Below are 26093 nucleotides of genomic sequence, written 5' to 3'. Positions count from 1 at the left end.
ATTTTGCATAACGAAAAGTGAGGGCATGATGAAAAAACGATTTTGGCGGGGCGCTGTTTTTATTTTACTGATTTCTCTACCGCTGTTTTCGCAGGCGGCGCGGCAGATAACGGATCAGATTGGACGTCAGGTAACAATTCCTGATGAAGTGGATCGTGTGGTGGTTCTCCAGCATCAGACCCTGAATTTGCTGGTGCAAATGAACGCTACCGACAAAATTGTTGGGATTCTGGCGAACTGGAAGCAGCAGCTTGGAGAAGGTTACGCGCGTCTTGCGCCGGCGCTGAACCAAAAAGCGACGCTTGGCGATCTCACCCACGTTGATCCTGAAAAGCTCATCGCGCTGCATCCGCAGGTGGTGTTTTTGACCAACTACGCACCGCAGGAGATGATCGACAAGATCAGCAGTTTAGGCATTCCCGTGGTGGCCATTTCGCTGCGCCATGATGCTGTGGGCGAGAAAGCCAAAATGAACCCGACTCTGGCTGATGAAGAAAAAGCTTACGATCAGGGGCTGCGTGAAGGCATCACTCTGATCGGTGAGATCGTCAATAAACCTCAGGAAGCGAAAGCATTGATCGACGCGACAGTTAAAGGTCGCAAAATGGTCAGCGATCGCCTGAAAGATATCCCTGAACAAAAACGCATCCGCGCCTATATGGCAAATCCGGAACTGACGACGTACGGTTCTGGAAAATACACGGGCCTGATGATGGCGCATGCCGGCGCAATAAATGTGGCCGCAGCGACGATTCAAGGATTCAAAACGGTGGCGATGGAGCAAGTCATTGCATGGAACCCGCAGGTGATTTTTGTGCAGGACCGTTATCCCTCTGTAGTCGATGAGATTAAAAACTCTGCCCAGTGGAAGGTCATTGATGCAGTGAAAAACCAGCGTGTCTATCTGATGCCAGATTATGCCAAAGCCTGGGGTTACCCGATGCCGGAAGCCATGGGTATCGGTGAACTATGGATGGCGAAAAAACTCTATCCCGAAAAATTCAAAGACGTGGACATGCACAAAGTCGTGAACGACTGGTATCAGCGTTTCTATCGCACAGCGTATCAGGGCATCGACTGATGCGCGTGCTGGCAGCGGGCAGTCTGCGAGGGGTGTGGGCGCAACTTATCACACACTTTTCAGAACCTGTTGAAACGCATTTTGGCCCAGCCGGAATCTTACAAGAGCGTATTCTCGCGGGGGAAGAGTGCGACCTGTTTGCTTCAGCAAATCTGGCGCACCCGCAGGCTTTGCTGGCGGCCGGACGCGCGCAGGCTGTGGTGCCTTTTGCCAGCAATAAACTGTGCCTGACCGTTCGCAGCGATGTGATGCGCGTCGGTGACGATTGGTGTGCTCTGCTTAATCGCACTGACTTACGTCTCGCAACTTCAACGGCGGGGTGCGATCCTTCTGGTGACTATACGCAGGAACTGTTTAACCGGATGGGCGTGGAAGGACATGCCGCGCGACAACGTGCGTTGACGCTGGTCGGCGGGCGCAATTCCGCTCTCATTCCAACAGGCACGCTGGCGGCTCAGTGGGTGATTGAGTCTGGGCAGGCTGAAATGTTTATTGAGTACGCCAGCTACGCAAACACGCTGCGACAAACGGAGGGGCTAACTGTACTTGCTATTCCTGAACCCTTTAACCCCCATGCACAGTATGCACTGGCGGTTCTGACGCCTAAGGCACAGCGGCTGGCAGAATTTATACAGTCAAAAGAAGCCAAAGTGATACTGCGCGAGGCGGGATTTGGCGTTTAACCGGGCGGAAAACCGCCCGGTCAATCATTACGCCTGACGCTTGTCTTCGGTTTGCGTATCGAAGTCGCTCGCCGCATGGCGTTCATGTAACTGCTCGGATGGCTCGCCAAAGGTACGATTGACGATACGGCCGCGTTTCACCGCTGGACGCTGCGCGATCTCTTTTGCCCAACGCTGCACGTGGGTGTATTTCTCGGCGTCGAGGAATTCGGCGGCGTTATAAACGTTGCCGAGCGCCACGCTGCCAAACCACGGCCAGATGGCAATATCGGCGATGGTGTACTCATCACCCGCGACGTAACGACTCCGCGCAAGCTGTTTATCCAGCACGTCGAACAGACGTTTTGCCTCCATCGTGAAGCGGTCAATGGCGTACTGAATTTTCACCGGCGCATAATTATAGAAGTGACCAAAACCCCCGCCGAGGAACGGTGCGGAACCTTGCAGCCAGAATAGCCAGTTCAGCGTTTCGGTACGTCCCGCCGGATCTTTTGGCAAAAGTTGACCAAATTTCTCTGCCAGATACAGCAGAATATGGCCCGATTCAAATACGCGCGTCGGTGGGGTTGTGGAGTGGTCACGAAGTGCCGGAATCTTCGAGTTCGGGTTTACGTCCACAAAGCCGCTCGAGAACTGGTCCCCTTCCCCGATGCGAATCAACCATGCGTCGTATTCCGCCTCGCTGACACCCAGCGCCAACAGCTCTTCAAGCATGATCGTGACTTTCTGACCGTTTGGCGTACCCAGTGAATACAGCTGCAAAGGATGCTGCCCGACGGGCAAATCTTTCTCGTGCGTGGCACCGGAAATGGGGCGATTGATATTCGCGAACGCGCCGCCGTTACCGTTCTGATCCCATTCCCACACTTTCGGTGGTTGGTAGTTGTTGTCTGACATGTTGATCTGCCTTTTGCGTGATGTGTTGTGGCAGTGTAGCAGGAGATTTGTGAACGCTTTAACGTTGCGAGCGCAATAGATTTTCCGCTTTTCTTGTCTGCGGTTGATACACAGGTCGTCAGGCAATTTGGTCAACACGCGATTTAAATCATTCCGCTCAGAGGTGTATGATTAATCCACCTCTGTCTGGTTAATCACATTGTGCAGACGACGACAACCCTTCAAAAATTGCCGCCTGCCCGTTTAGGTTGGATACATGCGTAAAGGAAAGTTAAGCAGTGACGCTCCGTTTGGGACGTTGTTAGGTTATGCGCCGGGAGGCGTGGCGATTTACTCCTCGAATTACAGCAGCCTTGACCCGCGCCAGTACCCGGAAGACGCGGAGTTTCGTAGCTATATTGGCAACGAATATATGGGGCATAAATGGCAGTGCGTTGAGTTTGCGCGCCGCTTTCTGTTTCTCAATTACGGCTATGTCTTTACCGATGTTGGCATGGCGTGGGAGATTTTCTCGCTGCGCTTTCTGCGTCAGGTGGTTAACGACAACCTCCTGCCGTTACAGGCTTTCGCGAACGGTTCAAAGCGCGCACCAGAAGCGGGCGCGCTGCTCATCTGGCGCAATGACGGCGAATTCAGTGAAACCGGACACGTTGCTATCATCACCCAGTTGATGGGCGATAAGGTGCGTATTGCAGAACAGAACGTGCTGCATTCGCCGCTGCCGATTGGCCAGCAGTGGACGCGCGAGCTGCGCTTATCAGTCGAGAATGGCCACTACACCCTGCACGACACGTATACCGACACTCACATTCTTGGCTGGATGATCCAGACCGACGACACAGAACACAGCTTGCCGCAGCCGGAAATCGAGAGTGATTTGCTTAACCTTACCGGCGCACGACTGCAAAACAAACGCCAGTTCGACGGTAAATGGCTCAATGAAAATGACGCGCTACAGCAGGCGTATGTCCGGGCGAACGGTCACGTCATCAATAAAGATCCCTGCCAGTATTTCACCATGACCGAAAGCGCCGAGCAGGAGCTGATCAAGGCGACCAACGAGCTGCATCTGATGTATTTGCACGCCACCGACAAAGTGTTGAAAGACGATAATCTTCTGGCACTTTTCGACATCCCGAAAATCCTCTGGCCGCGCTTGCGTCTATCCTGGCAGTGGCGTCGTCATCATATGATTACGGGCCGTATGGATTTTTGCATGGATGAGCGCGGGCTGAAGGTTTACGAATACAATGCGGATTCAGCGTCTTGCCATACCGAAGGCGGCCTTATCCTCGAAGAGTGGGTGAAAAACGGTTATCGCGGTACGGGGCATAATCCGGCGGAAGGCTTGCTTGAGGAACTGACCGGCGCATGGAAACACAGCAATGCGCGTCCGTTCGTTCACATCATGCAGGACAATGACATCGAAGAGGATTATCACGCGTTGTTTATTCAGCGCTCGCTGATGCAGGCAGGCTTTGAGACCAAAATTCTTCACGGGCTGAAGACGTTAAGCTGGGATGTCGCCGGACAGCTGGTGGATGATGAAGGCCGCCACGTCAACTGCGTGTGGAAAACCTGGGCGTGGGAAACCGCGATCGAGCAGGTCCGTGAAGTCAGCGAAACCGAATACGCCGCCGTGCCGATTCGTACCGGTCATCCACAGAATGAAGTGCGCTTAATCGATGTGCTGCTGCGCCCGGAAGTGCTGGTCTTTGAACCGTTATGGACGGTTATTCCAGGCAACAAAGCGATTTTGCCGGTGCTGTGGCAACTGTTCCCGAACCATCGCTATCTGCTGGATACTGATTTTGAGGTCAACGAACGGCTGAGCAAAACCGGCTATGCGGTGAAGCCCATCGCCGGGCGATGCGGCAGTAATATCGATCTCATCAGTGCTCAGGAAGAGCTATTAGATAAATCCAGCGGTAAGTTTGTCGATCGCAAAAATATCTACCAGCAGCTGTGGTGTCTACCTAAAGTGGATGGCAAGTATATTCAGGTCTGCACCTTTACCGTAGGCGGAAATTACGGCGGGACCTGTTTGCGCGGGGATGATTCGCTGGTGATTAAAAAAGAGAGTGATATCGAACCGTTAATTGTGGTGAAAGATAAATAGCCTCTTTACAACAGCAACGTACAGGTATCCGCAGGCTCGACTTGCGGATGCCAACGTGCAACGTGCGGTTTATCTTCTTCAAAATATATTCACTCTCTGACTTAATTAATTAAAAAAAGCAAATTTCGCCCCATGATTTATCGCAAAGATTCGGAACTCAGCGGGAATATCACGGTCTACGGACATGTTGTTTTTTAATGAAGTGTAAATCAGCGTAATAAAGTATGATTATTGAGGCTTTTCACTTAATTATTCAATTCCGAATTAATGCATTTTGAATGGTTTAATCTGTGGTGTTCATGTTTTGTTTAGTGATAAACCTAAATGAATCCTAAACAGCCGGGGATAATTCATTGACGATGAATTTAAAATAAGAAAATGCAACGAAATTAATACAAAAAAACATCATGAAAATATAATGAGTCAATATTTAGTCACGTTTGCATGTTGGCATTTTGATTGTTAATTTACGACCAAATCAATTTGCTTAACGAGGTCGTAATATGAAAAAGATTAATTTTGTACTGATGGGTATTCTGGCAGTTTCTTCTGGTTCTGCATTAGCAATGGGCGTCGGCCTGGAGCAGGGGAAAAACTTCACTAACCTGAATGCGGAATTAGGCAAAGACTCTTCAGGCATTTATACAGAAGGTCACTGGCTTAAAAATACCCAGGATGGTACTCAGGTGGGTGGCGTCGGTGCCGGATATAATTTTGAAGTCGGCCCGGTCATGTTGAATGCAGGTGCGAAAGCCGTTTATCTGGGACCAAAAAAAGGGGATAACGGCGTAGCTTTCCCGTTCGGTGGTGGTGTTAACGTCGCACTGACTGACAGCGTGAGCGTATTTGGCGAAGGTTATGTTGCGCCTGATGGATTGAACAACAGCGTAAAAAACTATGTTGAAGCGAACGGCGGCGTGAGCTGGACACCGGTTAAGCCGCTGACGCTGAAAGTGGGTTATCGCCACGTGAGCGTCGACGGCAAAGATGGCCGTCCGAACCACACTCTGATTGACGGCGCTTACTTCGGTGGTGGCGTCAGCTTCTAACGAATCATCGCGTTACTCTCTTGAACATCCGCAAGTATCCCTTGCGGATGTTTTTTTATGGCTGGGCGAAACTTTTCAGGAACACCGGGCGAACTATTATTCAGATAGCACATTCCCCCCTGAGGAGTTCGACCATGAAACGTTTGAAAATCATCTCTGCTGCTGTTGCTCTCACTTTTTCGTTAATTGCCGTCAATGCGCAGGCCGCACTTGAAGCTGGCGCGAAAGCACCTGATTTCAGTTTACAGGGTGCGTTGGGCGGTAAACCCTTGACCTTCTCCTTGCAGCAAGCGCTGCAAAAAGGGCCTGTCGTGCTCTACTTTTTCCCGGCCGCCTTTACTAAAGGCTGCACTCTCGAAGCGCATGCTTTTGCTGAAGCAACGGATGACTTTAAAAAACTGGGCGCAACCGTAGTGGGCGTGACGGCTGGCAATGTCGATCAGGTCGATGAATTCTCCAAACTGGAGTGCCGCGATAAGTTTGCGGTGGCCGCCGATCCGGGGGCAAAAGTGGCCGCAGAATATGAAACTTTGATGCAAATGAACGGCAAAACCGTTTCCGATCGCACGTCTTTCGTCATCGCTCCGGATGGCAAAATTCTGCTGAGCTACACTGACCGTAACCCTGACGCGCATATCCAGAAAACGATGGATGCGGTTAAGCAATACGCGAAGTCACATTCGTAATTCACTCTGATTTCGCATCGAGGTTCGCCATGTTAACCGCTATTCTGGCCGCCTTTTTGGGCGGCATTATCCTCAATTTTATGCCCTGCGTATTTCCCGTTATCTCCTTAAAAGCGCTGGGAATCATGCGCCATCAGGGCAATAGCGCCAGCGCGCGGACGGAAGGGCTGGGTTTTTTAGCGGGAGTGATTTTTACCATGATGGTGCTGGCGGCCGTTTTGCTGGCGCTGCGCGCCGGAGGAACCGCCGTTGGATGGGGTTTTCAGCTCCAGTCTCCGCTGGTGATTTCCATTCTGGCGCTCATTATTCTTGGCGCAGCGCTGAATCTTCTCGGCGTGTTTGAGGTGGGGCTTTCGTTACAGCGGGCAGGCGAGATCTCTCTCGGACGCGGTGCGTTTATTCGCTCGGCGCTGACCGGCGCGCTGGCCATCATCGTTGCGACGCCGTGCTCCGCGCCGTTTATGGCGGGAGCCATCGGCTATGCGTTGGTCCAACCGCCTGTGGTTTCACTGGCAATTTTCCTGTCGCTCGCGCTCGGTTTTGCGGCTCCCTTTACGGTGGTTTCGCTATTCCCGGCAATTGCCCGTCGATTACCCCGTCCTGGCGCGTGGATGGATTTTCTCAAGAAAGGGCTGGCGTTTCCGATGTTGGGTGCCTTTGCCTGGCTGGTGTGGGTGTTGGCGCAGCAGGCCGGAACGGCAGCGCTTGCGGCGCTGTTGGCCTGCGCGGTGATCGTCAGTTTTGCCGCCTGGCTGTACGGCATTGCCCAGCGCAGGCGTTATCAGGGACAGTCTTATAAGATACTTTTGGCATTCACCGTGGCATTTTTTGCCGTAGCCGTTGCGCCATTGCCGAGCGTCATGAAAACGGGGGAAGCGCTAACGGCCAGGCAAAATAATGAAAATGTCACTCCGGTTAAATGGTCGCCGCAGAATGTGGACGCGATGCGCGGCCACGGCAAAGCGATTTTTGTGAATTTCACCGCGTCGTGGTGCATCACTTGCCAGGTCAATGACCGTACCTCTTTATCTACGCAGGCCGTCAAGCAGGCCATGGCGAGGACGGGAACCGTCTATATGGTGGCCGATTCAACCTCGTTTAACGCCGATATCGATGACGCGATGAACAGGTTCGGGCAGGGTGGATTACCGTTATATGTGGTGTATCCGGCGGACGGAAGCGCGCCAAAAGTGTTGCCGCAGGTGCTCACGCCGTCGATTGTGGTCACCGCGCTGGATCAGGCTGCTGGCAAAAAAGCATGAGGTAAATAGCATGGCGAAATATGGATAACGTTTTTGCGCCACGCGAAGCATGGCCCGCGCTGATGGTAAAAGCGCAGGTGGGGGATCGTGACGCTTATACGCAGCTTTTGCGCGCTATCGTTCCGGCTATCCGGGCGATCGTGCGCAAACAGGTGTCCGATCCGGTGTTGATCGAAGATGTCATTCAGGATGTCCTTTTGACGGTCCATCGGGTGCGCCATACCTACGATCCAGCCTGTCCTTTTTTGCCGTGGCTGATGGCCATTTCGCAGGCCCGCGCGATCGACGCGCTTCGCCATCGGGGGCGTTCTCAGCGGCGTGAAACTACAGCTGATGCATCGTTATCAGATTATGCGGCACTGGATGATTCAGAACATCAGGAGATGCAGGAGGAGCTGTCGCTTATATTAGACCGGCTGCCTTCTCGTCAGCGCCAGATTGTGCAGCATATCCACCTTGAGGAAATGACGCTCGCCGAGGCAGCTCAGCGCCACAATCTGAGCCTTTCAGCCGTGAAATCTTTATTACACAGAGCATTAACGAATCTTCGCCGAATGGGAGCGAATCATGGCCGATCATGACGTGTTTATCGAAAAACTAAGCCAGCAAGCGCGGCCGGTTAAGCGCCCCTGGCACACGGGCTGGCGCGTGCTGGCGTGGACGCTGATGGCGCTGCCGTTCGGGTGGTTAACCAGCCTGCTGATGCAGCGCGTAGCGACCGACTGGAGCCAGTCCGGCGCGCTGTTAGCCACGCTGCAACTGTCGCTGACTTTCATCCTCGGGATCATGGCGATCGGTAACGCCTTTTTAATCAGTATTCCCGGGCGACGGCCGTTAAGCTGGCACTGGTTTGCGCCATTGCTGGTGCTCTGGCTGGGATCGGTCATGGTGAGTTTGAGTCAGACATCTCCCGTGAACCATCCTGAAGAGGTGAGTTGTTACACCTTTATGCTGGCGGTCAGCACCCCGATGCTCGCGCTGGTGATTGGCTATTTGCGGCGCACCCGTTCATTGCATCCGCTGCGCAGCCTGGCGACAGCGGGCGCTGGGGTCGCTTTTATGGCGCTGACGCTGCTGTCGTTTTGCCATCCGATAGAGGTACATCCACTGGATTTTGCATTACATATCGCGGCGATCATCACTATCGTGGCTATCACCATCCTTCTGGGCTGGAAATGGGTGATGATTCGTTAACTACCTTAACGCTTGCGGATAACGTTGTCTTAAACTCTGAACCTAAATATATAGATAATGGTGCCGATAATATCTTTATTATAAATAATAAGGATTTGAGTATGAATTATTTTTACGCTTATCACGGCCCGGCAAATAGACATGATTTTGAATTTGAAAAGGGCTATGGCGTAGGGCGCGAATCGACATGGAATCGTGTTAAAAAAGGCGACTGTGTTTTTGTGATTCAGCATCCTGAGGGACAGGAGGATTATAAGCTTTGCGGTCTCTACGAGATCGTAGGGCATTATAAAGAACCGGCCAGCATTTATCCTCTCAGATTTGAATTAAACAATATTACCCCCGGTGAAGGCTTTATTAGGCTCGATGAGACGATCCTGAATGCGCAGCTACCCGATATGTATGGTGACAAACGCCTGAGTATTTTTAAACAGCATTTCTGCCGTCAAGGGGCGACTTTCCAGGCTCCGCTTGAATCCCCCGTTGTGGCGATTCTGAGTGAGTTGCTGGACGTTACGGAACAGTATGCTGAGCCCGCCACGTTTCGTGAAGATGGTGTGCAGATGGTTAAAGTCCGCCGCGGGCAGGAAGTATTCCGTAAAAAGATCCTGTTAAATTGGGAAAATAAGTGCGCTATTACTGGGTGCTCATTGGCGCTGGAAGCGTGTCACATTATCAGCCATGCAACCAAAGTCTGTTACACGATTGAGAACGGTATTGTTTTGACGGCCGATTTACATAAGCTATTTGATTACGGCCACCTGAGCATTGAGAATAACACCGTTATCTTATCGCCAGCGGCACAACAAGAACCCCGATATGCCCGGTTACATAATCAGCCGCTGCGCAAGCCGCTTCAGCCAGTGCATCTTATTTCTGGCGTTGTTTAAGACGACCTGCGTCTGGAATGACTTCACGTTGCTGACAAAAAACTCCAGGCCGCAATGATGCGGCCTGTGCGTCACGATGTTAGTCAGGCAGTCTCTCCAGCTGCCGCTGGTGATATCTGCTAAGAATCAGCACGGTGGTCAGCGCGCCGAGCAGGGCGCAAAACATATCTGATTGCGTATCCCACGGGTCACCCTGCGTCCCCAGGAAGTCATCAGCGCCTTGCCCCATGGCAAGTGCCGCCCACCATTCAATCAACTCGTAGGTCGCACTGATCGCCAGGGCAATACAACACACCAGAAAACCCGTCATTTTGCGGCCATTGACATAACCGCCTCGCAGCAGAATCTCGCGGGCCGCCAGGGCAGGCACCAGACCCTGGAAAAAATGTCCCAGTTTGTCGTAGGGATTACGGCTCAGATTGAACATCTCCTGAACCTCAAAACCTATCGGTACTTTGGCATAGGTGTACATGCCGCCAATCATCAATATGATCGCGTGAAAGAAAATGAGCGTATAGAGCAGGGGCGTGAGCGGATAGCGTCGATGCGTTGCGAGCAGAAGCGGCACAATGATGATGACCGGCGTGACTTCCATCAGCCAGGTGGCTCTGTCGCCGGTGAACATTCCCGTATACACCAGAATGACGACCAAAAGCAGCGCGCCGATTTTCAAAGCAGGGTTAAGAGCTGAAGCGTTCATATCAGTTTACGTATGAGAAAAGGATAACTATCGACGCGCTAACTGAAAAACTCAATCTTTTGCAGCACATAAAAAAACGGGGCCCTTTCAGGCCCCGTTTATTCATCATCTCAATTAGAACATTTTGCGCAGACGCAGGCTGAAAGTATGTGCCTGATAGCGCTCGCCCGCTTGCAGATCGTAGCGCGCGTCGAGGTTCAACTCATTCGCCTCATACAACGTGCTGCCGATCGCGACGCCAGCCATGTCTTCCACTGGCGATGCGCCTTTGGTCGTGAAGCTGGTTTCACCGACAGTATCAGCGGCGTAGGACGCGCGGCTGCTGACCTGGCGGTCATCATACTGATGCAACCACGTCACCTGGGCGAATGGCGTCAGATTGCCAAGACCCGTTGCGAAGGTTTTCTCAATACGCGCGCCAATGTCGCTTACGACGGATTGTGCGTGACTGCTGCCAACATCCAGCGCCATACCGTTGCCGCCAGTCTCTTTATAGCCATCAACGTGCTGATAGCCGTAAGTCAGGCTGGCAAGCGGTGTCAGAACCACGCCAGCTGGCAGCGTCAGCGGATAGCCGAATTCAGTCTGCAGCGTGACGGACTGACCGTTGAATTTACCCTGCGCAGCGCCGGAGAAACCGGTGAAATCAGCGCGACGAACGGAGGTGTAGTTCTGACGGTTCACACCCGCAGACAAGTTGAGATACCATGGATCGCCTGTGAAACCGGCATAACCAATGACGCCGTAGTTATCGGCCGTCGAGGTATTGCCACTCAGGTTTCCTTTACCGTGAACAGACGTATTGCTGTAGTTCACCGCCGCACCCAGACGCCAGTCGTCACCCAGCGAACGATCCGCACCCATGATCAGGCCGCCAAACTTCGCGCTGTAACCACTGACTTCAGCGGTGCTGTCCTGACGTGCATAGCCACCGAACGGTTGACCCCAGACAATCCAGTTGCTGGCGTAGTCATCACCCGTCGCCACGCCGCTGGTACCGGAATTGCTCGGATTACGGACGGCATCAATGTGCGCACCCACTACGGCCTGAGCGGTCGACGTTGCCACCGCAGCGGCTGAACTGGTGTTGATGTTCTGACCCGGAGACAAACTCTCGCCTACGCGGTTCGCTTCACCTTTGCTGTCAATTGCCAGCGAGGCGTTATAAAGCTCCAGTAATTGCGGTGACGCAATCCCGGTATAGTTCCCCAGACCGCCGAGTGATGCGGTGGCGCTTGGAATCGTCGCCAAACCGCGATCTGGCTGCGTCGGAGGCGTCACAACAGGTGGTGTGACAACTGGCGGCGTCACAACAGGTGGTGTTACTACAGGCGGCGTGACAACAGGCGGTGTCACCACCGGTGGTTTTACGACGGGAGGCGTGACAACTGGCGGCGTTACGACAGGCGGAGTGACTGGCTGCTCAGCGCCGACGGTTAAGACCAGCGCTTTATTCTCGCCATCATCATAAACAGAACCTTGTACAGCACCACGGTAGCCGATGGCTTTGTAGTTCAGTTTATCCGCATTGTAATCGGTCGCGGCACCCGCGGCATTCACCACCACAAAGCGCTGACCTTCGGCGAATTTATAGGTATTACCCGTACGCACCAGATTAACGCTGGACCCTTGATCAATCGTGGCATTACCGGTCACATTCAGGCGACCATAGCCGGTTTCGGCGATAAGATCGGTGCGTGAAATCGCCAAATCAGAGATACCAGAGATCAGCGTGGCAGCGGCTTTCTGATGGTAATCTCCCGCAACCGTGATGCTGTTGTTCACCTGCAATGACGCAGCATTGTTAACAACGGTACTGGCCACGACATTGTCGTTAAGCAGCAGTGAGCCCGTACCGAATTCTACGTTAGAACGGGTACTGGTAATGGTCCCAATTCCGTTCAAGCCGGTTAACTCGCCCATGGTGGTGGTTCCACCATTAATTTTTAACGCTTCAGAATTATTGGTATAAATATCACCCGCAACCACACCGCTGTTGGTTAGGGTAATATTGGCAGCGGAAGAGGAGTTGCTGTCGCTCTGGAGATAAAGGGCAAAGTTTGTGCCGCTCAGCAGTCCCTTGTTGATAATATTTGTTTCCAGGCTTTGGCTGTAGGTGGAAATCAAAATCCCGTAGCTCGCACCGCTGATTTCACCATTATTGGCTATCGTGCCAATAGAGGTTGCATTAGAGGTACTTGCGTAGATGCCAAAATTGTTTGCGGTGATCTTACCGTTGTTTTCAATGGTACCAATTGCACCATAGTTTTCAATACCGAAAGAACTCCCTATGATTTCATTATCATTGATGAGGGTATCAATCGTACCAAAGTTAAAGATTCCGCCGCCATCATAACTATAGAGTGAGTTTGACTGAAGAATGCCGGTATTATGCAATGTACCAATGCTACTGTTCGTGTTGTTATAAATAGCAGCGTTGTTTCCTAACATTATTCCATGATTGCCCGTATCGGTGGCAATCACGCCTGCATTTAATAATGTGTCAATTCTGCCCTGGTTGTTGATGCCGGAATATCCGGTAATTTTCCCATCAGCAGTGTTAGTCAGCGTTTTAATGTAACCCGCATTCGTGACAGCTCCGGTATTATTTAAACCCGGGTTAAAATTATCTGACGCGTTTTTAATTATTCCGCTGTTGGTGAAATTATCAATTTCACCCGATGCGCCTACCGCGACGATGCTGCCATAGTGGTACTGATTAATACTGGAGATAGTCCCTGTATTTTCAAATGACGTTATTGCGCCATTAACCTGAACGATATTATTGCCATAATTATTACTGTTGCTACCGTCATCATTGATGGCGCCATCATTGATCAATGTTGCTAATGTGGCATTCTGTTCAACGGTTAACGCGGTGGTGGGCGCACCGGTAATTGAGCCTGTGCTAGTAATATGCAGTGAGTCATTTGGGCCGACAACATTAATGCTGCTAACCGATGAGTCGATAGTTAAACCAGATACTGCTAAAGCGTGAGTTGTCAGCAGCCCCTGCGCCGCCGTTGAAGCCACCAGCAGAGAAATCAGCTGGCTGAGATATTTTTTTTTCATGGTGAGCCGTCACAAAGTTGCGATAGTTGTAAAATGCAGATGAGATCGTCTTCGGATTAATCCGATATCATTCTGGCGGAGAATATACAGTTTGTTGCAAAAAACAATAAGTTTTGCTTAATTATTTCTAAGTGAAACAATCCCACATCTTTTATAATGTTTTGATTTAACTTAGGGTGAGCAGGGCATGGGAATAAAACATGATATATTCTTCACAGGCATATTGATTAGTTTATCTTTTTTATTAGCGGGCTGTGTTTCTGATGATTCGCGCATTACCGCAAAGGAGATTGCACAGCATTCCAGGCTGAGCAGAGATGACATACAAACCAACCCTTTTTTGATCGCCACCTGGTCCCGTATTACTGCTCCCGTTCATTCACTGCGCGTCTATATTGAGGGTGACGGCTTTGCATGGAAGAGTCGCACGCAACCTTCAGATGACCCCACGCCACGTAAACCGATCGGGTTGACGCTGGCTGCGACGGATAAAAATCAAAATGTGCTGTATATTGCGCGCCCCTGCCAGTTTATCGGGCCGCCGTTACCTGCTCATTGTGATAAGCGAGTGTGGACAAGCGACCGATTTTCACCCTCCGTCATTGATGCTATGAATGACGCGCTGAGTCAGTTTGTGAAGCAATATCCAGGCGTGAAGCTGGAGCTGATAGGGTATTCCGGCGGCGGCAATATCGCAGCAATACTGGCTGAACGCCGCACTGATGTTCGTTCATTACGCACTGTGGCGGGAAATCTTGACGTGGCGTATGTGAATGCAATTCATCATGTGAGCGCAATGCCCGATGCCGTTAGCGCCATCGATCGTGCTTCCGCACTCCGAATGATGCCGCAACTTCATTTCAGCGGTGATGCTGATAAAACAGTGACACCCGAAGTCGCGCAACGCTTTCAGCGTGCAGTCGGTGGCACTTGCAGTCAGGTCGACATCGTCAGCAACATGACACATGGATCGGATTGGGCCGCTATTTGGCCGCAACTGTTGGCGAAGGAATTGCCAGAGTGTTAAAGCACTTGCATCGTCCACCAGCTACCTTTACTCAGCCAGCAGACGGTGAACCGATAAGCTGGCATCAGTCGTTCTTCGCCGTAAGCGGCGCAGTGCCCGGTCTTTGACAGCAGGGAAGGTCATCCGTCATTGTCATCATCACTTTAACGAGTATGGATTTGGTGACTGAGAAATGCTGAAAGATGATTTTTAAAACGTCAGATCGCTTTCCCAGATCAACGTTCACATTCGTTCTGTTTCGACGATCGCTCAATGATTCACTTTTTGATATATATTTGTGAATATATTGACGTGATTTATATACCTCAGTTCATCCATTCTTTATTTCTTAAAACTCCTGATGTTTAAACTGTGAGCGGTTTTGAATAATAAACCGGCACTCATTTATTTTTTGTTACCATCCATCGCGTTAAAATAGACTCAATAAGGAATATCATTTCTTGACAGATTGTTTCCTTCTTATTGTAGGACGTGTTGACAAGGGTAAATCCACGCACTTTCTGGCTTTTTAAATTCAACTCATTGATTTGTATTTTTGTAAATACTCGCGCTCGTCCACTTATGGACAAATATACTTTAATTTAGCTTATGTAAAGAATATTGATCTTAATCACTGATCTTTATCGGTCATTTATCCCAGAATGATGTTTATGGAAGAGCGCCATTTTGGTGTTCTGTTTCTGAACGAAGGGAAGATTAACGATGGCGGACTCATTTCAGAATGAAGTGCCAAAGGCCCGAATTAATTTGCGGCTGAACCTGCATACCGGGGGCGCACAGAAGAAAGTTGAATTACCCCTGAAATTATTAACAGTAGGGGACTTCAGTAATGGTCGGGAGAACCGACCGTTGTCTGAACGTGAAAAAAAAGATATTAACAAAAATAACTTCGGGAGCGTACTGGCTGAGTTTTCACCCCAGGTAAACCTGGCGGTAGAAAATACGCTGGCCGGTGACGGCAGCGAAGAGAATATTTTGCTTACATTCCGCGATATAAAAGATTTTGAACCTGAACAGGTTGCCCGCCAAATCCCACAGTTAAAAGCGATGCTCGCTATGCGCAGCCTGCTGCGCGACCTCAAGTCTATCCGAACGATTATCTCACGGGTTACCTCGCCACGCTGGGCGTGCTGATGGCGCTGGAAATTCAGGGTCGCGAAGGCGGGGCCTGGCAGGTGGATGTCTCACTGTGCCGAACCGCCATCTGGGTGCTACAGCAGGGGAGCCTGAACCACTGCCGGACCACCGAACCGATGGATGAAGCGTTTGCCATCCGCTGCATAGCAACAGAAACCGAGCCGTTTAGGGAAATGCAGTATTTCAACACCGCGCTGGAGCTTGAAAGAACGCCGCTGCGTTTCACCTCACCAGTGTTGCCGCTGGGGTTGCGTATTCCGGTCTGGATCGACTGAGGCATGAGCCGGACTTTACACGCACTGAATCTTCCCGGAGCCCACTAACGGGGGCTTCGTCTCTTTTTTATCCACACTTCTGATAACTTTCACAGGGACTTCACAATGAAACTTTCTCACGCACTTCCGTGCCTGCTGGCCGGCCTTCTGCTGAGCCTTACTGCTCAGGCCAACGACCATAAGGTGCTGGGTGTGATCGCCATGCCACGTAATACCACTAACGACCTGGCGCTGAAAATCCCGGTCTGTCGGGTGATTAAACGTCTGCAACTGAGCGCAGAACACGGCGACATTAATTTAAGTGGCGCTGCCGTATATTTTAAAGCGGCTAAATCCAGTCATCAGACACTGAATGTTCCGGCCTCCATAAAAGAGGGCGCAACCACCGCCTGGATTAATATCAACAGCGATAACGACAATAAACGCTGTGTGTCGAAAATCACTTTCTCAGGCAACACGGTTAACTCGTCGGATATGGCGACCCTGAAAGTCTTTGGTGACGACTGAGAACGGGGGGGATACCGAATGTCTTATGACACACGACACCGCCTGAAAACGGGCGGCGACCCGCGCACACTGAAGGATTACGCCGCTCTGCGCGATGAACTGAACAAACTCACGCATCCGGCCAGGCCTGATATCAACTGGACGTACGCTGAACGACTGTGCCTCAGTCTGTTTGAGCATAACGGCATTGAGTTGCAGACTGCCGCCTGGTATACGCTCGCTCGCACTCAGCTTGCCGGGCTGTGTGGTCTGAACGAAGGGCTAGCGATACTGGAGGCGCTTATCACCCGCCAGTGGGGTAGCCTCTGGCCTCAGCCGGTACATGCTCGAATGGAAATCTTAAGCGGGCTGAGCAAACGGCTGCAACAGACGATGCGAACCCTGACGCTGACGTATGCCGACCTCAGCCCGCTGTACCTGGCAGAACAACATCTGGAAAATCTGGGGGACGTTCTGCAGCGGCTGGAGTTAAAGCATCTGAGCCAGTTGGATGTGCTCAGAGCGGTCATCCATAACGCAGCTGTCCGGCTGGAGAACAGTGACGGCGCAACGGACGACAGGGGTGAAAAATCAGCAAACACGTTGCCTGTCGGTGCAAATGACACGGCGCTGATGGCGGCCTCTGCACGCGAACAGACTGATAAAACGCGATGGATTTACGTGGCGCAGCCGGAGCCGCCATCCGATATCACAGCAACAGCGCCACCACCGTCACAACGCGCGTGGAAACCGTTTCTCGGCGGAGCCCTGTCGATGCTAGTGGTGGGGAGCATGGCACTGTGGGGCTGGCAGTACGTCCACCGGCCTGACCCGTTGCTCGTGCAACTGAATGCGTCGCTGGCGCCTCAGCCCGTTGTGCTGACCCCAGCGCAGTTGCAGGCGCTGCAATTACACCCACCGTCAGCGGAAAGGGTTATTCGCGCCACCCAACACCAGCTCACTCGGCTTGCCCAACTGCCGGCTGGCTGGAATATCACGTACGGTAACCAGCTTGTACAGCAGGTCCTCGCGCTCTGGCCCGCGCAAAGTGTCTCGCTGCGACAACAGTGGCAACAGCAGCTTGACGCGATCGCACTCCCGTCAGAAAGCCTTACCGGCTGGCATCAGGGCATGGAACAACTGCAGCGGCTGACTGACCGTCTTAACGGGCTGGATGAACAGCACGGGAAATACATGACGGTGAGTGAGCTGAAATCGCAGGTATTTTCCCTCACGCAGGCTTTCAGTCAGACGCCGCCCGTGGAAGAACAGCTTCGACAGATGCAGCAGTCAGGCGTCAGCCCGGCGCTGGCACAGCAGGCGCAGATGCACCTGAACCAGCTGCTGACGCGCTACACGCTACTCACAGACAAGCCGGGAAATACCACGCCATAAGCGCACTGAGCCCGCCAGGCGATATTTCATTCGCCAGTATTGGGAGTCATGAGGCTTCACGCGCAAAAACGCCCGCGTTCATCGGAGAGTGTAGAGGCTTTGTCTTTTGGCCTGGCTGCCAGTGCCATCTGGAGACACTGAATTACGTTGGACACATAATAGGTGCTAGATGCAACTGGATTGAGAAAAATTGAGTGGAGTTTCGTGGAGCCGGGTTAACGATAAGACAAGATATGAGGCTGATTATACTGGGGTCTGGAGGAATTCTAACGACGGGGGAAAAGTGAAAGTGGTGCCCGGACTCGGAATCGAACCAAGGACACGGGGATTTTCAATCCCCTGCTCTACCGACTGAGCTATCCGGGCAACGGGGCGCATTAAACCCGATTCGCCCCTTTTCGTCAACGAAATTTGTCATATTCGCTACAGACTGCACACTCTCTCGCCAGTTTGTTGACCGCTTAAGCAAAAAAGTGGGTCCACAGGGCGGAAAGCGGCATGGCGAGCACCAGCGCGGGCAGCATATTCACCACCGCAAACATCTTTATCCCGCAGATGCGCAAACCGGTTGCCAGCAGCAGCAAGCCGCCAACAGCGGTAAAATCCGCCATCATCGCGGGTGTGGTAAACGGCAAAATCAGCGTGGCACAGCTGGCGAGAGCGAGCTGAATCGCCAGCATCGGAACGCAAATCGCGGCAACCGCAATGCCGAGCGTCGTGGCGAAAATGGTCGCGGTGAAGAAATCGAGAAACGCCTTAGCAATCAAAATGCTGGGGTCACCGGTCATCCCCTCTTGCATGGAGCCAAAAATCCCCGTTCCGCTGGCGCAAAACAGAATAATGATCGCCACATAGTTTTGAATAAACGTCTCGTGGGAGTCGTTTTTAGCTTTTCCCGGGCGGGATATCAGATTTTTGGCTTTGCCCACCGCGCCGCTAATCCCTTTTTCCAGATAGCAAAATTCGCCAATCAGCGCGCCCAAAAGCGTTGCCAGGACCATCACCGGCAGGTTAGCGCATTTGATGACCAGCAAAACGCCAATACCCAGCGAGGCCAGACCAAAAATGGAAGGCATGGATGAGCGAATACGCTCAGGTAAGCGTTGGCTCAAAACGGCGCCCAGGACGCCACCCAGTAATACCGCACCGGCGTTGATAAACGGTCCAATAACCAAAATACACTCCCACTATTTAATCATTGATATTGCATTATTATGACATGAAGAGGGCCTTAAATGGCTCCTTTTGGGTGCGTGCCGTGCATAAGGATTCTTTCTTGCACCCAAAAATAAAAGGTGACATGATTGCGCAAATTTTCCCCTCACGGATACGGAGCTGCCACTGATGATGACGTCTGCCACTGCGCTTAGCCCTGTCCGTATCAGCACGTTCTATCCTACTCTCATCATGCGGTGAGGGTAACGCCTGTTCTTTGCAGGACATCAGTAAAACCAGACGCGCTCTGATTTTACTGATGTCTGGCGATCGGAGCGACGTTCCAGTCAGACACCTTCGTTGGGCAGATTAAACTGTCCGGGGTTTTTCACTCCCCTGAAACGGGTATTTGTGCATATGAAATCATTAAAAATTGCCGTCAGCCACGAGCTGGTTTCCGCGCTATCCACCCATCGTGAAGTGGTGACGCTGGATAACACCGATTTTACGGATGTGGCGGCGGTCATCATGACGGTCGCGCAAAGCCGCAGCGGTATTCTTGCGTTACTGAAACGCACAGGGTTCCAGCTTCCGGTCTTTATCTTCTCGTCTGAGCCTGTTGAGGTTCCGGAAGGGGTGGTGGCAGTGATAAGCGGAAACGCGCAGGAGTTTCTGGAGCTGGAAGCCGCAGCCTGTCGTTATGAAGAGAACGTGCTGCCGCCATTTTTCGATACCCTGAGTCAGTATGTCGCGATGGATAACAGCACATTCGCCTGTCCTGGACATCAGCATGGTGCCTTTTTTAAAAAACATCCTGCTGGGCGGCAGTTCTTTGAGTTCTTTGGCGAGAACGTGTTTCGCGCCGATATGTGCAATGCCGATGTGAAACTGGGTGACTTATTGATTCACGAAGGTTCCGCGAAAGATGCGCAAAAGTTTGCAGCGAAAGTATTCAACGCAGACAAAACCTATTTTGTGCTTAACGGAACGTCTGCGGCCAATAAAGTGGTCACCAATGCTTTGCTGACGCGCGGCGATCTGGTGTTATTCGATCGTAATAATCATAAATCCAACCATCATGGCGCATTAATTCAGGCTGGCGCGACGCCGGTCTATCTTGAAGCGGCGCGCAACCCGTTTGGTTTCATTGGCGGCATTGATGCGCACTGTTTTGACGATGCCTATCTACGTCAGCTGATCAACGACGTGGCTCCCGAAAAGGCGAAGGACGCGCGACCGTTCCGCCTGGCCGTGATCCAGCTCGGTACCTACGACGGCACCATTTATAACGCCCGTCAGGTGATCGACAAGATCGGCCATCTGTGCGACTACATTCTGTTTGATTCGGCGTGGGTGGGGTACGAGCAGTTTATCCCGATGATGGCCGACAGTTCGCCGCTGTTGCTGGACCTGAACGAAAACGATCCGGGCATTTTTGTAACCCAATCGGTGCATAAGCAGCAGGCTGGTTTCTCGCAAACGTCGCAGATCCACAAGAAAGACAATCATATTCGCGGCCAGGCGCGCTTTTGTCCCCATAAGCGTTTGAATAACGCGTTTATGCTTCACGCCTCGACCAGCCCGTTTTATCCGTTGTTTGCCTCGCTGGATATTAACGCCAAAATCCATGAAGGCGAGAGCGGACGCCGGTTGTGGGCGGAATGCGTCGAGCTGGGCATCGAAGCGCGTAAAGCGATTGTGGCGAACTGCAAGATGATCAAACCCTTTATTCCGCCTGTAGTGGCAGGGCGTCCGTGGCAGGATCATCCGACGCACGCCATTGCCAGCGAGCGCCGCTTCTTTAGCTTTGAGCCAGGCGCAAAGTGGCACGGCTTTGAGGGGTATGCCAGCGAGCAGTACTTTGTCGATCCCTGCAAGCTCCTGCTGACCACGCCAGGTATCGACGCCGAAACCGGGGATTACACCGACTTTGGTATTCCGGCGACGATCCTCGCGCATTACCTGCGTGAAAACGGCATCGTGCCGGAAAAGTGCGATCTCAACTCGATCCTTTTCCTGCTCACGCCTGCGGAAAGCGCCGAAAAAATGGCACAGCTGGTGGCGATGCTGGGGCAGTTTGAACAGCACATCGAGGACGACACGCCGCTGGCTGACGTCTTACCGAGCGTCTTCAACAAATATCCGGTGCGTTATCGCGATTACACTCTGCGTGAACTTTGCCAGGAGATGCACGATCTGTACGTCAGTTTTAACGTCAAAGATCTGCAAAAAGCGATGTTCCGGAAAGCGGATTTCCCTGCGGTTATGATGAACCCGCAGGATGCTAACCAGGAGTACATTCGCGGCAACGTGGAGCTGGTGCGTATCAGCGAGGCGGAAGGACGTATCGCCGCAGAAGGGGCGCTGCCGTATCCGCCAGGAGTCTTATGCGTTGTGCCCGGAGAAGTCTGGGGCGGGGCGGTACAGCGTTATTTCCTGGCGCTGGAAGAGGGCATTAATGTGTTACCTGGCTTCTCGCCAGAACTCCAGGGCGTATACAGTGAGAAAGATGCCGACGGAATTAAGCGGCTGTATGGGTATGTGTTGAAGTAGGTGCGGGGCTGCTGCCCTCACCCTAACCCTCTCCCACAGGGAGAGGGGATGGTTTGCTCCTTCACTTTTTTTTCCCTTCACCCTCTGTGAGAGGGGATGGTTTGCTCCTTCACTCTGTTTTCCCCTTCACCCTCAGTGAGAGGGGGTGGTTTGCTCCTTCACTCTGTTTTCCCCTTCACCCTCAGTGAGAGGGGACGGTTTGCTCCTTCACTCTGTTTTCCCCCTCTTCCTCTGTGAGAGGAGATGATTATGTCCTTCACTCTGCTATCACCCTCTCCCTTTGGGAGAGGGCCGGGATGAGGGGAAAAAGACAGCTCCAGACGGTTCCTTCTCCTCATGGGAGAAGGTTAGGATGAGGGGATCACGCCGCACCATCACACAGCACCCTCACGCCGCTGCGCGCTTATACATTCTGCGCGGATGCCCAATCTTTCCGTAAAGCATCTCCACCTTCAGAAAGCCCGCCTCGACGCAGTGCTCCAGATAGCGCCGCGTGGTGGTTTTGCTCAAGCCCGTTTCGCTCACCACGTCGTCCACCGAAAAGCACTGCTCGGCCTGGTCATTAAACAGCGTCTGCACTCGCGCCAACGTATTCTCCTCAATCCCTTTGCTGCCGTTATCCTGACGGTAATTTTTGGCCTGAAGCTGGTACAGCGAATCGACATTTTGCTGATCAACAATCTTCCATACGCGCTGTTGCTCGGCAAATTGCACAAAGCGTTCGAGCGACTGGCTGAGCCGTTTCCAGGAAACGGGTTTCAGAATGTAATCGAATGCACCGTTGCGAATCGCCAGACTACAGGTATCCATATCGCTGGCGGCGGTGATGAAAATGATGGAGCAATTAGCAGGCATCAGCAGAGGGTTGCTGATTAACGTAATGCCCTTACCGTCCGGCAAATAGTTATCCAGCAGAACCAGTTGCGGCTGCAAGCGGGTGAGTTTGGCCTGAGCGTCGGCGAGTGACGAGGCAATGCCCACCAGCCGCAGGCGCGGATGTTTGCCGATCAGCTCGGCATGAAGCTGCGCCAGTTCGTTCTCATCTTCAACAATCAATACATCGATATGTTCATGTTGCATAGTCAGTATCTTCCAGTTCCTGAGCGGGGCGTCTAGCGATTCCCGTGGCGGGAATAAAGAGTGAGAAAATAGCGCCCCGAGGCGAGTTATCGGCAATTTCAATGGCGCCGCCAGCCTGGGTAACATAACTCTCGATCAGGTACAGGCCAATACCGTGATCGCCACGCGTTTTGGTGGTAATACCGCGTTCAAATATGCGTTCGCGGATTTCCGGTTTAATGCCCACCCCCTGATCCGCTACCTCAATAATCAGCTCGCGCTCATTGAGTTTTATCAGCACTTCTACCGGCTCATGCGGGAGCGGGGCGCGCTGTGTGGCTTCGATAGCGTTATCCAGTAAATTACCAATAATGGAGATCAGTTCGGCTTCGTGAAGCGGGGCGAAAGGTTTCTCCATCCGACAGGCGGGATCGAAATTCAGTTCAACGCCTTTCTCACGCGCCCGCGCGGATTTCCCGAGCAGCAGACCGCACAGCGTGGGTGAGCTAAACCGTGATGAGATAAAGTCCAGCAGCTCCTGTGCGTGTTCCGATTGCGCCTGAATAAAGCCGATCGCCTCTTCGTAGCGACCCATATGCAACATGCCTGAAAGGGTTGTCATGCGATTCAACTGCTCATGGCGCATGATGCGCAGGTTGTCGACATAACGTTTTACCTGACTCAATTGGGCGCTGAGCGAGTCAATTTCGTTGCGATCGCGAAAGGTGATCACCCAGCCCTGGAGTGAATCCTCCAGCATGATCCGCACCCGACTGGCGATCACCGTGAGATCGTTAAAGCGGCAGATCTCATCGTGCGTGTCTTTCGCCAGCATGGTTTGCGGTGTGAAGAATGACACCGGACTGATAACGTCGCCGATCAATTGCCCGCGCAGTTCACGCGCCGGTTGCGGTAAGCCCAGCAATTGCCGCGCGGCCTGGTTGATCACTTCGATCCGCAAATGCGCGTCGATAGCGATCACCCCTTCATAGATCGACTCCATCATCGCTTTTTGCTGGCGCACCAGCAGGCCAATTTCGCGCGGTTCAAGGGAGAAGATCTGCTTTTTGATACTGCGGGTGAAATACCACGAGAAGATAAACAGGGCGATAAGCAGCAACACGGCTGCGATCAGGATATTCACCACCTTGCTGACGGTAATGGTATCGAGATAGCTGGTGAGATAGCCCACGGAGACGATGCCCACCACCTGTCCGGCATCGTTGAAAACAGGCGCTTTGCTGCGAAGCGAAATCCCCAAACCGCCTTTACGGATAGTGGTGATATTTTTGCCCTGCAACACTTCAGCGTTGTCGCCGCCGACCAGGGTGGTCCCCACACGATCTTCAAAGGCTGAATGAAACAGGTGCCGACCGTTATTATCCCCAATCACTATAAAACTGGCGTCGCTGTGATCCGCTATTTGACGCATAAAAGCATGAATTGCTTTGATGTCTTTTTCTTCGACCTCTTTACGCAGCGTAGGAATAAGCGCAATTTCTTCTGCTTGTATTTTGGCTCGGGTGCTCATTTCTTGATAAAGTTGCCGACTGACGTCGACATAATAATATCCACCCAGTAATGCAAATAGCACTGAAAAGAAAGCCACCAGCGAAATAAATAACTTAATCTGAAACGAAACCTTCATAACTATCACGCAAGGTATTAACGGATTCAGTGAATATATCATCTTTTTTTTGCCAGGGGTCGCCTTTGCCTAAAACTTGTGATCCCTTGCACAGCGCCATTTACAAAAGCATTTTAAGAATTAGACGATCGTTTAATATAAAACAAATAAATGTTATTCGTTTGTTCATTCTGGAAAAGAAACCATTAAAACCACGGCAATAAATAAGTGGTTAATCACATTCAATAAAAGAAACCATTAAAACCATAGAGGCCATTAAAACTTCGGTTTTAATATGCCGTTCCTCACATAAAGCCCGCGTTGACAACTTTAAGCTTAATGCACAAATAACCAAGAGGCTTAATGAGATGAGCACTACTGACGATTCTTTCTCTGTAACGCACGATCCGATAGATACTCAGCGGCCGACGCTTAAAGAGCGCTGGTGGCACATTATGGATACCTGGAAAGTGGGGATTATCCCGCTGCCGCTTTTTGTATTAGCCGGCGCGTTGATTGCTATCGACTGCCTGGGCGGCAAGCTGCCAAGCGACATTGTGGTGATGGTGGCGACGCTGGCCTTCTTCGGCTTCGCCTGTGGCGAGTTCGGTAAGCGTCTGCCGATTGTTGGCAAGCTCGGCGCGGCGGCGATTTGCGCCACCTTCATCCCGTCAGCGATGGTTTACTACGGCCTGCTGCCTGACGTGGTCGTGGAGTCCACCACCAAGTTCTACAAATCTACCAACATCCTCTATCTGTATATCTGCTGCATTATTGTCGGCAGCATCATGAGTATGAATCGCACGGTGCTGATTCAGGGCTTCCTGCGCATTTTCTTCCCGATGCTGTGCGGCGAAATCGTCGGCATGATTGTCGGAATGGGCGTGGGCATGGCGCTCGGTCTTGAACCCTTCCAGATCTTCTTCTTTATCATTCTGCCGATTATGGCCGGTGGCGTTGGTGAGGGCGCTATTCCGCTCTCTATCGGATATGCCACGTTGCTGCATATGGATCAGGGCGTTGCGCTCGGTCGCGTGCTGCCGATGGTCATGCTCGGAGGCTTAACCGCCATCATCATCTCCGGCTGCCTGAACCAGCTCGGCAAACGCTACCCGCATCTGACCGGCGAAGGCCAGCTGATGCCAAACCGTGCTAATGCTGATACCACGGCTTCCCAACCGGCGTTCTCCGGTAAAGCGGACGTGACCACCATTGCCTCCGGCGCGTTGCTGGCCGTGCTGCTCTACATGCTGGGTATGCTTGGTCACAAGCTGATTGGCCTGCCAGCACCGGTCGGCATGCTGTTTGTGGCCGTGCTGGTCAAACTGTGCAACGGCGCTTCTCCCCGTCTGCTCGAAGGTTCGCAGGTGGTTTACAAATTCTTCCAGACCTCCGTCACCTATCCGATTCTGTTCGCCGTTGGCGTGGCGATTACGCCGTGGCAGGAACTGGTCAATGCGTTCACCGTCAGCAACCTGCTGGTGATTATCAGCACCGTCTCTGCACTGGTGGCAACCGGATTCTTCGTCGGTAAAAAGATCGGGATGCACCCGATTGATGTCGCCATCGTCTCTTGCTGTCAGAGCGGACAGGGCGGAACCGGCGACGTGGCGATCCTGACCGCAGGTAACCGCATGAGCCTGATGCCATTCGCTCAGATTGCGACGCGTATTGGCGGGGCAATCAACGTCTCTATCTCGCTGCTGATTCTGGGCAACTTCCTCGTTTAAGTTTTCAGGAAAGAAC

21 protein-coding genes, 1 tRNA gene and 1 pseudogene are annotated in these 26093 nt (G+C 52.2%); 16 read left to right on the top strand and 7 right to left on the bottom strand.

What is annotated here, in order from left to right:
* Nucleotides 1-28: 28 nt before the first annotated feature.
* Nucleotides 29-1081: an ABC transporter substrate-binding protein gene (locus tag I6L74_RS04630; protein ID WP_059178026.1), complete on the top strand. Its 1053-nt coding sequence runs from the start codon at nt 29-31 to the stop codon at nt 1079-1081.
* Nucleotides 1081-1764 carry a molybdate ABC transporter substrate-binding protein gene (locus I6L74_RS04625; RefSeq protein ID WP_059177531.1) on the top strand — a complete coding sequence of 228 codons (684 nt, stop codon included), beginning with the start codon at nt 1081-1083 and terminating at the stop codon, nt 1762-1764. The genes I6L74_RS04630 and I6L74_RS04625 overlap by 1 nt, the downstream gene beginning before the upstream one ends.
* Before the next feature lie 27 nt (nt 1765-1791).
* On the opposite strand, the gene yghU is transcribed toward I6L74_RS04625, so the two are convergent.
* Nucleotides 1792-2661: a glutathione-dependent disulfide-bond oxidoreductase gene (yghU, locus tag I6L74_RS04620; RefSeq protein WP_059177532.1), complete on the bottom strand. Its 870-nt coding sequence runs from the start codon at nt 2659-2661 to the stop codon at nt 1792-1794.
* Nucleotides 2662-2917: 256 nt separating this feature from the next.
* On the opposite strand from yghU, the gene gss reads away from it, so the two are divergent.
* The 7 genes from gss to I6L74_RS04585 all read left to right on the top strand — a co-directional run bounded on the left by gss (nt 2918) and on the right by I6L74_RS04585 (nt 9861).
* Complete coding sequence (gene gss, locus I6L74_RS04615) at nt 2918-4780, top strand: bifunctional glutathionylspermidine amidase/synthase (protein WP_059177533.1); 1863 nt, start codon at nt 2918-2920, stop codon at nt 4778-4780.
* Nucleotides 4781-5283: 503 nt separating this feature from the next.
* Complete coding sequence (locus I6L74_RS04610; protein ID WP_059177534.1) at nt 5284-5829, top strand: YfaZ family outer membrane protein; 546 nt, start codon at nt 5284-5286, stop codon at nt 5827-5829.
* 134 nt (nt 5830-5963) lie between these two features.
* Entirely contained in the window at nt 5964-6515 is a 552-nt protein-coding gene (locus tag I6L74_RS04605; RefSeq protein ID WP_059177535.1) for a peroxiredoxin, read from the top strand.
* 29 nt (nt 6516-6544) lie between these two features.
* Nucleotides 6545-7777: a protein-disulfide reductase DsbD family protein gene (locus I6L74_RS04600; RefSeq protein WP_059177536.1), complete on the top strand. Its 1233-nt coding sequence runs from the start codon at nt 6545-6547 to the stop codon at nt 7775-7777.
* Nucleotides 7778-7797: 20 nt separating this feature from the next.
* Nucleotides 7798-8358 carry an RNA polymerase sigma factor gene (locus tag I6L74_RS04595; RefSeq protein ID WP_059177537.1) on the top strand — a complete coding sequence of 187 codons (561 nt, stop codon included), beginning with the start codon at nt 7798-7800 and terminating at the stop codon, nt 8356-8358.
* Complete coding sequence (locus I6L74_RS04590) at nt 8345-8971, top strand: NrsF family protein (protein ID WP_059177538.1); 627 nt, start codon at nt 8345-8347, stop codon at nt 8969-8971. The genes I6L74_RS04595 and I6L74_RS04590 overlap by 14 nt, the downstream gene beginning before the upstream one ends.
* Nucleotides 8953-9861: an HNH endonuclease gene (locus tag I6L74_RS04585; RefSeq protein ID WP_059177539.1), complete on the top strand. Its 909-nt coding sequence runs from the start codon at nt 8953-8955 to the stop codon at nt 9859-9861. The genes I6L74_RS04590 and I6L74_RS04585 overlap by 19 nt, the downstream gene beginning before the upstream one ends.
* 79 nt (nt 9862-9940) lie before the next feature.
* Here I6L74_RS04585 and I6L74_RS04580 read toward each other — a convergent pair whose 3' ends face one another.
* Complete coding sequence (locus I6L74_RS04580) at nt 9941-10561, bottom strand: DUF2238 domain-containing protein (protein ID WP_059177540.1); 621 nt, start codon at nt 10559-10561, stop codon at nt 9941-9943.
* A gap of 114 nt (nt 10562-10675) precedes the next feature.
* The gene (locus I6L74_RS04575) at nt 10676-13633 is read right to left on the bottom strand and encodes an autotransporter family protein (RefSeq protein WP_059177541.1); all 2958 of its coding nucleotides are present in this window, start codon (nt 13631-13633) and stop codon (nt 10676-10678) included.
* A gap of 187 nt (nt 13634-13820) precedes the next feature.
* Here I6L74_RS04575 and I6L74_RS04570 point away from each other — a divergent pair, with 187 nt between their 5' ends.
* The 5 genes and pseudogenes from I6L74_RS04570 to I6L74_RS04550 all read left to right on the top strand — a co-directional run bounded on the left by I6L74_RS04570 (nt 13821) and on the right by I6L74_RS04550 (nt 17953).
* Nucleotides 13821-14660 carry an alpha/beta fold hydrolase gene (locus I6L74_RS04570; RefSeq protein WP_059177542.1) on the top strand — a complete coding sequence of 280 codons (840 nt, stop codon included), beginning with the start codon at nt 13821-13823 and terminating at the stop codon, nt 14658-14660.
* Between the two features lie 702 nt (nt 14661-15362).
* Nucleotides 15363-15746: pseudogene (gene tssB / locus I6L74_RS04565) on the top strand (type VI secretion system contractile sheath small subunit); the annotation flags it as partial.
* A 35-nt stretch (nt 15747-15781) separates the two neighbouring features.
* Nucleotides 15782-16072, top strand: coding sequence for a hypothetical protein (locus I6L74_RS04560; RefSeq protein ID WP_243398822.1), 291 nt, complete (start codon nt 15782-15784; stop codon nt 16070-16072).
* Between the two features lie 105 nt (nt 16073-16177).
* On the top strand, nt 16178-16579 hold the full coding sequence (locus I6L74_RS04555; RefSeq protein WP_059177545.1) for a DUF2541 family protein: 402 nt from the start codon (nt 16178-16180) through the stop codon (nt 16577-16579).
* Nucleotides 16580-16597: 18 nt separating this feature from the next.
* On the top strand, nt 16598-17953 hold the full coding sequence (locus tag I6L74_RS04550; protein ID WP_059177546.1) for a VasL domain-containing protein: 1356 nt from the start codon (nt 16598-16600) through the stop codon (nt 17951-17953).
* Between the two features lie 290 nt (nt 17954-18243).
* On the opposite strand, the gene I6L74_RS04545 is transcribed toward I6L74_RS04550, so the two are convergent.
* Both I6L74_RS04545 and I6L74_RS04540 read right to left on the bottom strand, forming a co-directional pair.
* A tRNA-Phe gene (locus I6L74_RS04545) sits at nt 18244-18319 on the bottom strand.
* Between the two features lie 95 nt (nt 18320-18414).
* Nucleotides 18415-19128: a DUF554 domain-containing protein gene (locus tag I6L74_RS04540; protein WP_059177547.1), complete on the bottom strand. Its 714-nt coding sequence runs from the start codon at nt 19126-19128 to the stop codon at nt 18415-18417.
* A gap of 397 nt (nt 19129-19525) precedes the next feature.
* Between I6L74_RS04540 and I6L74_RS04535 the strand changes: the two genes are divergently transcribed.
* Nucleotides 19526-21661 carry an ornithine decarboxylase gene (locus I6L74_RS04535; RefSeq protein WP_059177548.1) on the top strand — a complete coding sequence of 712 codons (2136 nt, stop codon included), beginning with the start codon at nt 19526-19528 and terminating at the stop codon, nt 21659-21661.
* 387 nt (nt 21662-22048) lie between these two features.
* Here I6L74_RS04535 and I6L74_RS04530 read toward each other — a convergent pair whose 3' ends face one another.
* Both I6L74_RS04530 and I6L74_RS04525 read right to left on the bottom strand, forming a co-directional pair.
* Nucleotides 22049-22741: a response regulator gene (locus I6L74_RS04530; protein ID WP_059177549.1), complete on the bottom strand. Its 693-nt coding sequence runs from the start codon at nt 22739-22741 to the stop codon at nt 22049-22051.
* Complete coding sequence (locus I6L74_RS04525) at nt 22731-24368, bottom strand: ATP-binding protein (RefSeq protein ID WP_059177550.1); 1638 nt, start codon at nt 24366-24368, stop codon at nt 22731-22733. The genes I6L74_RS04530 and I6L74_RS04525 overlap by 11 nt, the downstream gene beginning before the upstream one ends.
* Nucleotides 24369-24715: 347 nt before the next feature.
* On the opposite strand from I6L74_RS04525, the gene I6L74_RS04520 reads away from it, so the two are divergent.
* Complete coding sequence (locus I6L74_RS04520) at nt 24716-26077, top strand: 2-hydroxycarboxylate transporter family protein (protein WP_059177551.1); 1362 nt, start codon at nt 24716-24718, stop codon at nt 26075-26077.
* Nucleotides 26078-26093: the final 16 nt, after the last annotated feature.

The organism is Lelliottia amnigena (assembly GCF_019047465.1).
GTDB lineage: Bacteria > Pseudomonadota > Gammaproteobacteria > Enterobacterales > Enterobacteriaceae > Enterobacter > Enterobacter amnigenus.
The sequence above is the reverse complement of the archived record's forward strand: the minus strand, read 5'-3'. Positions and strand labels throughout refer to the sequence as shown.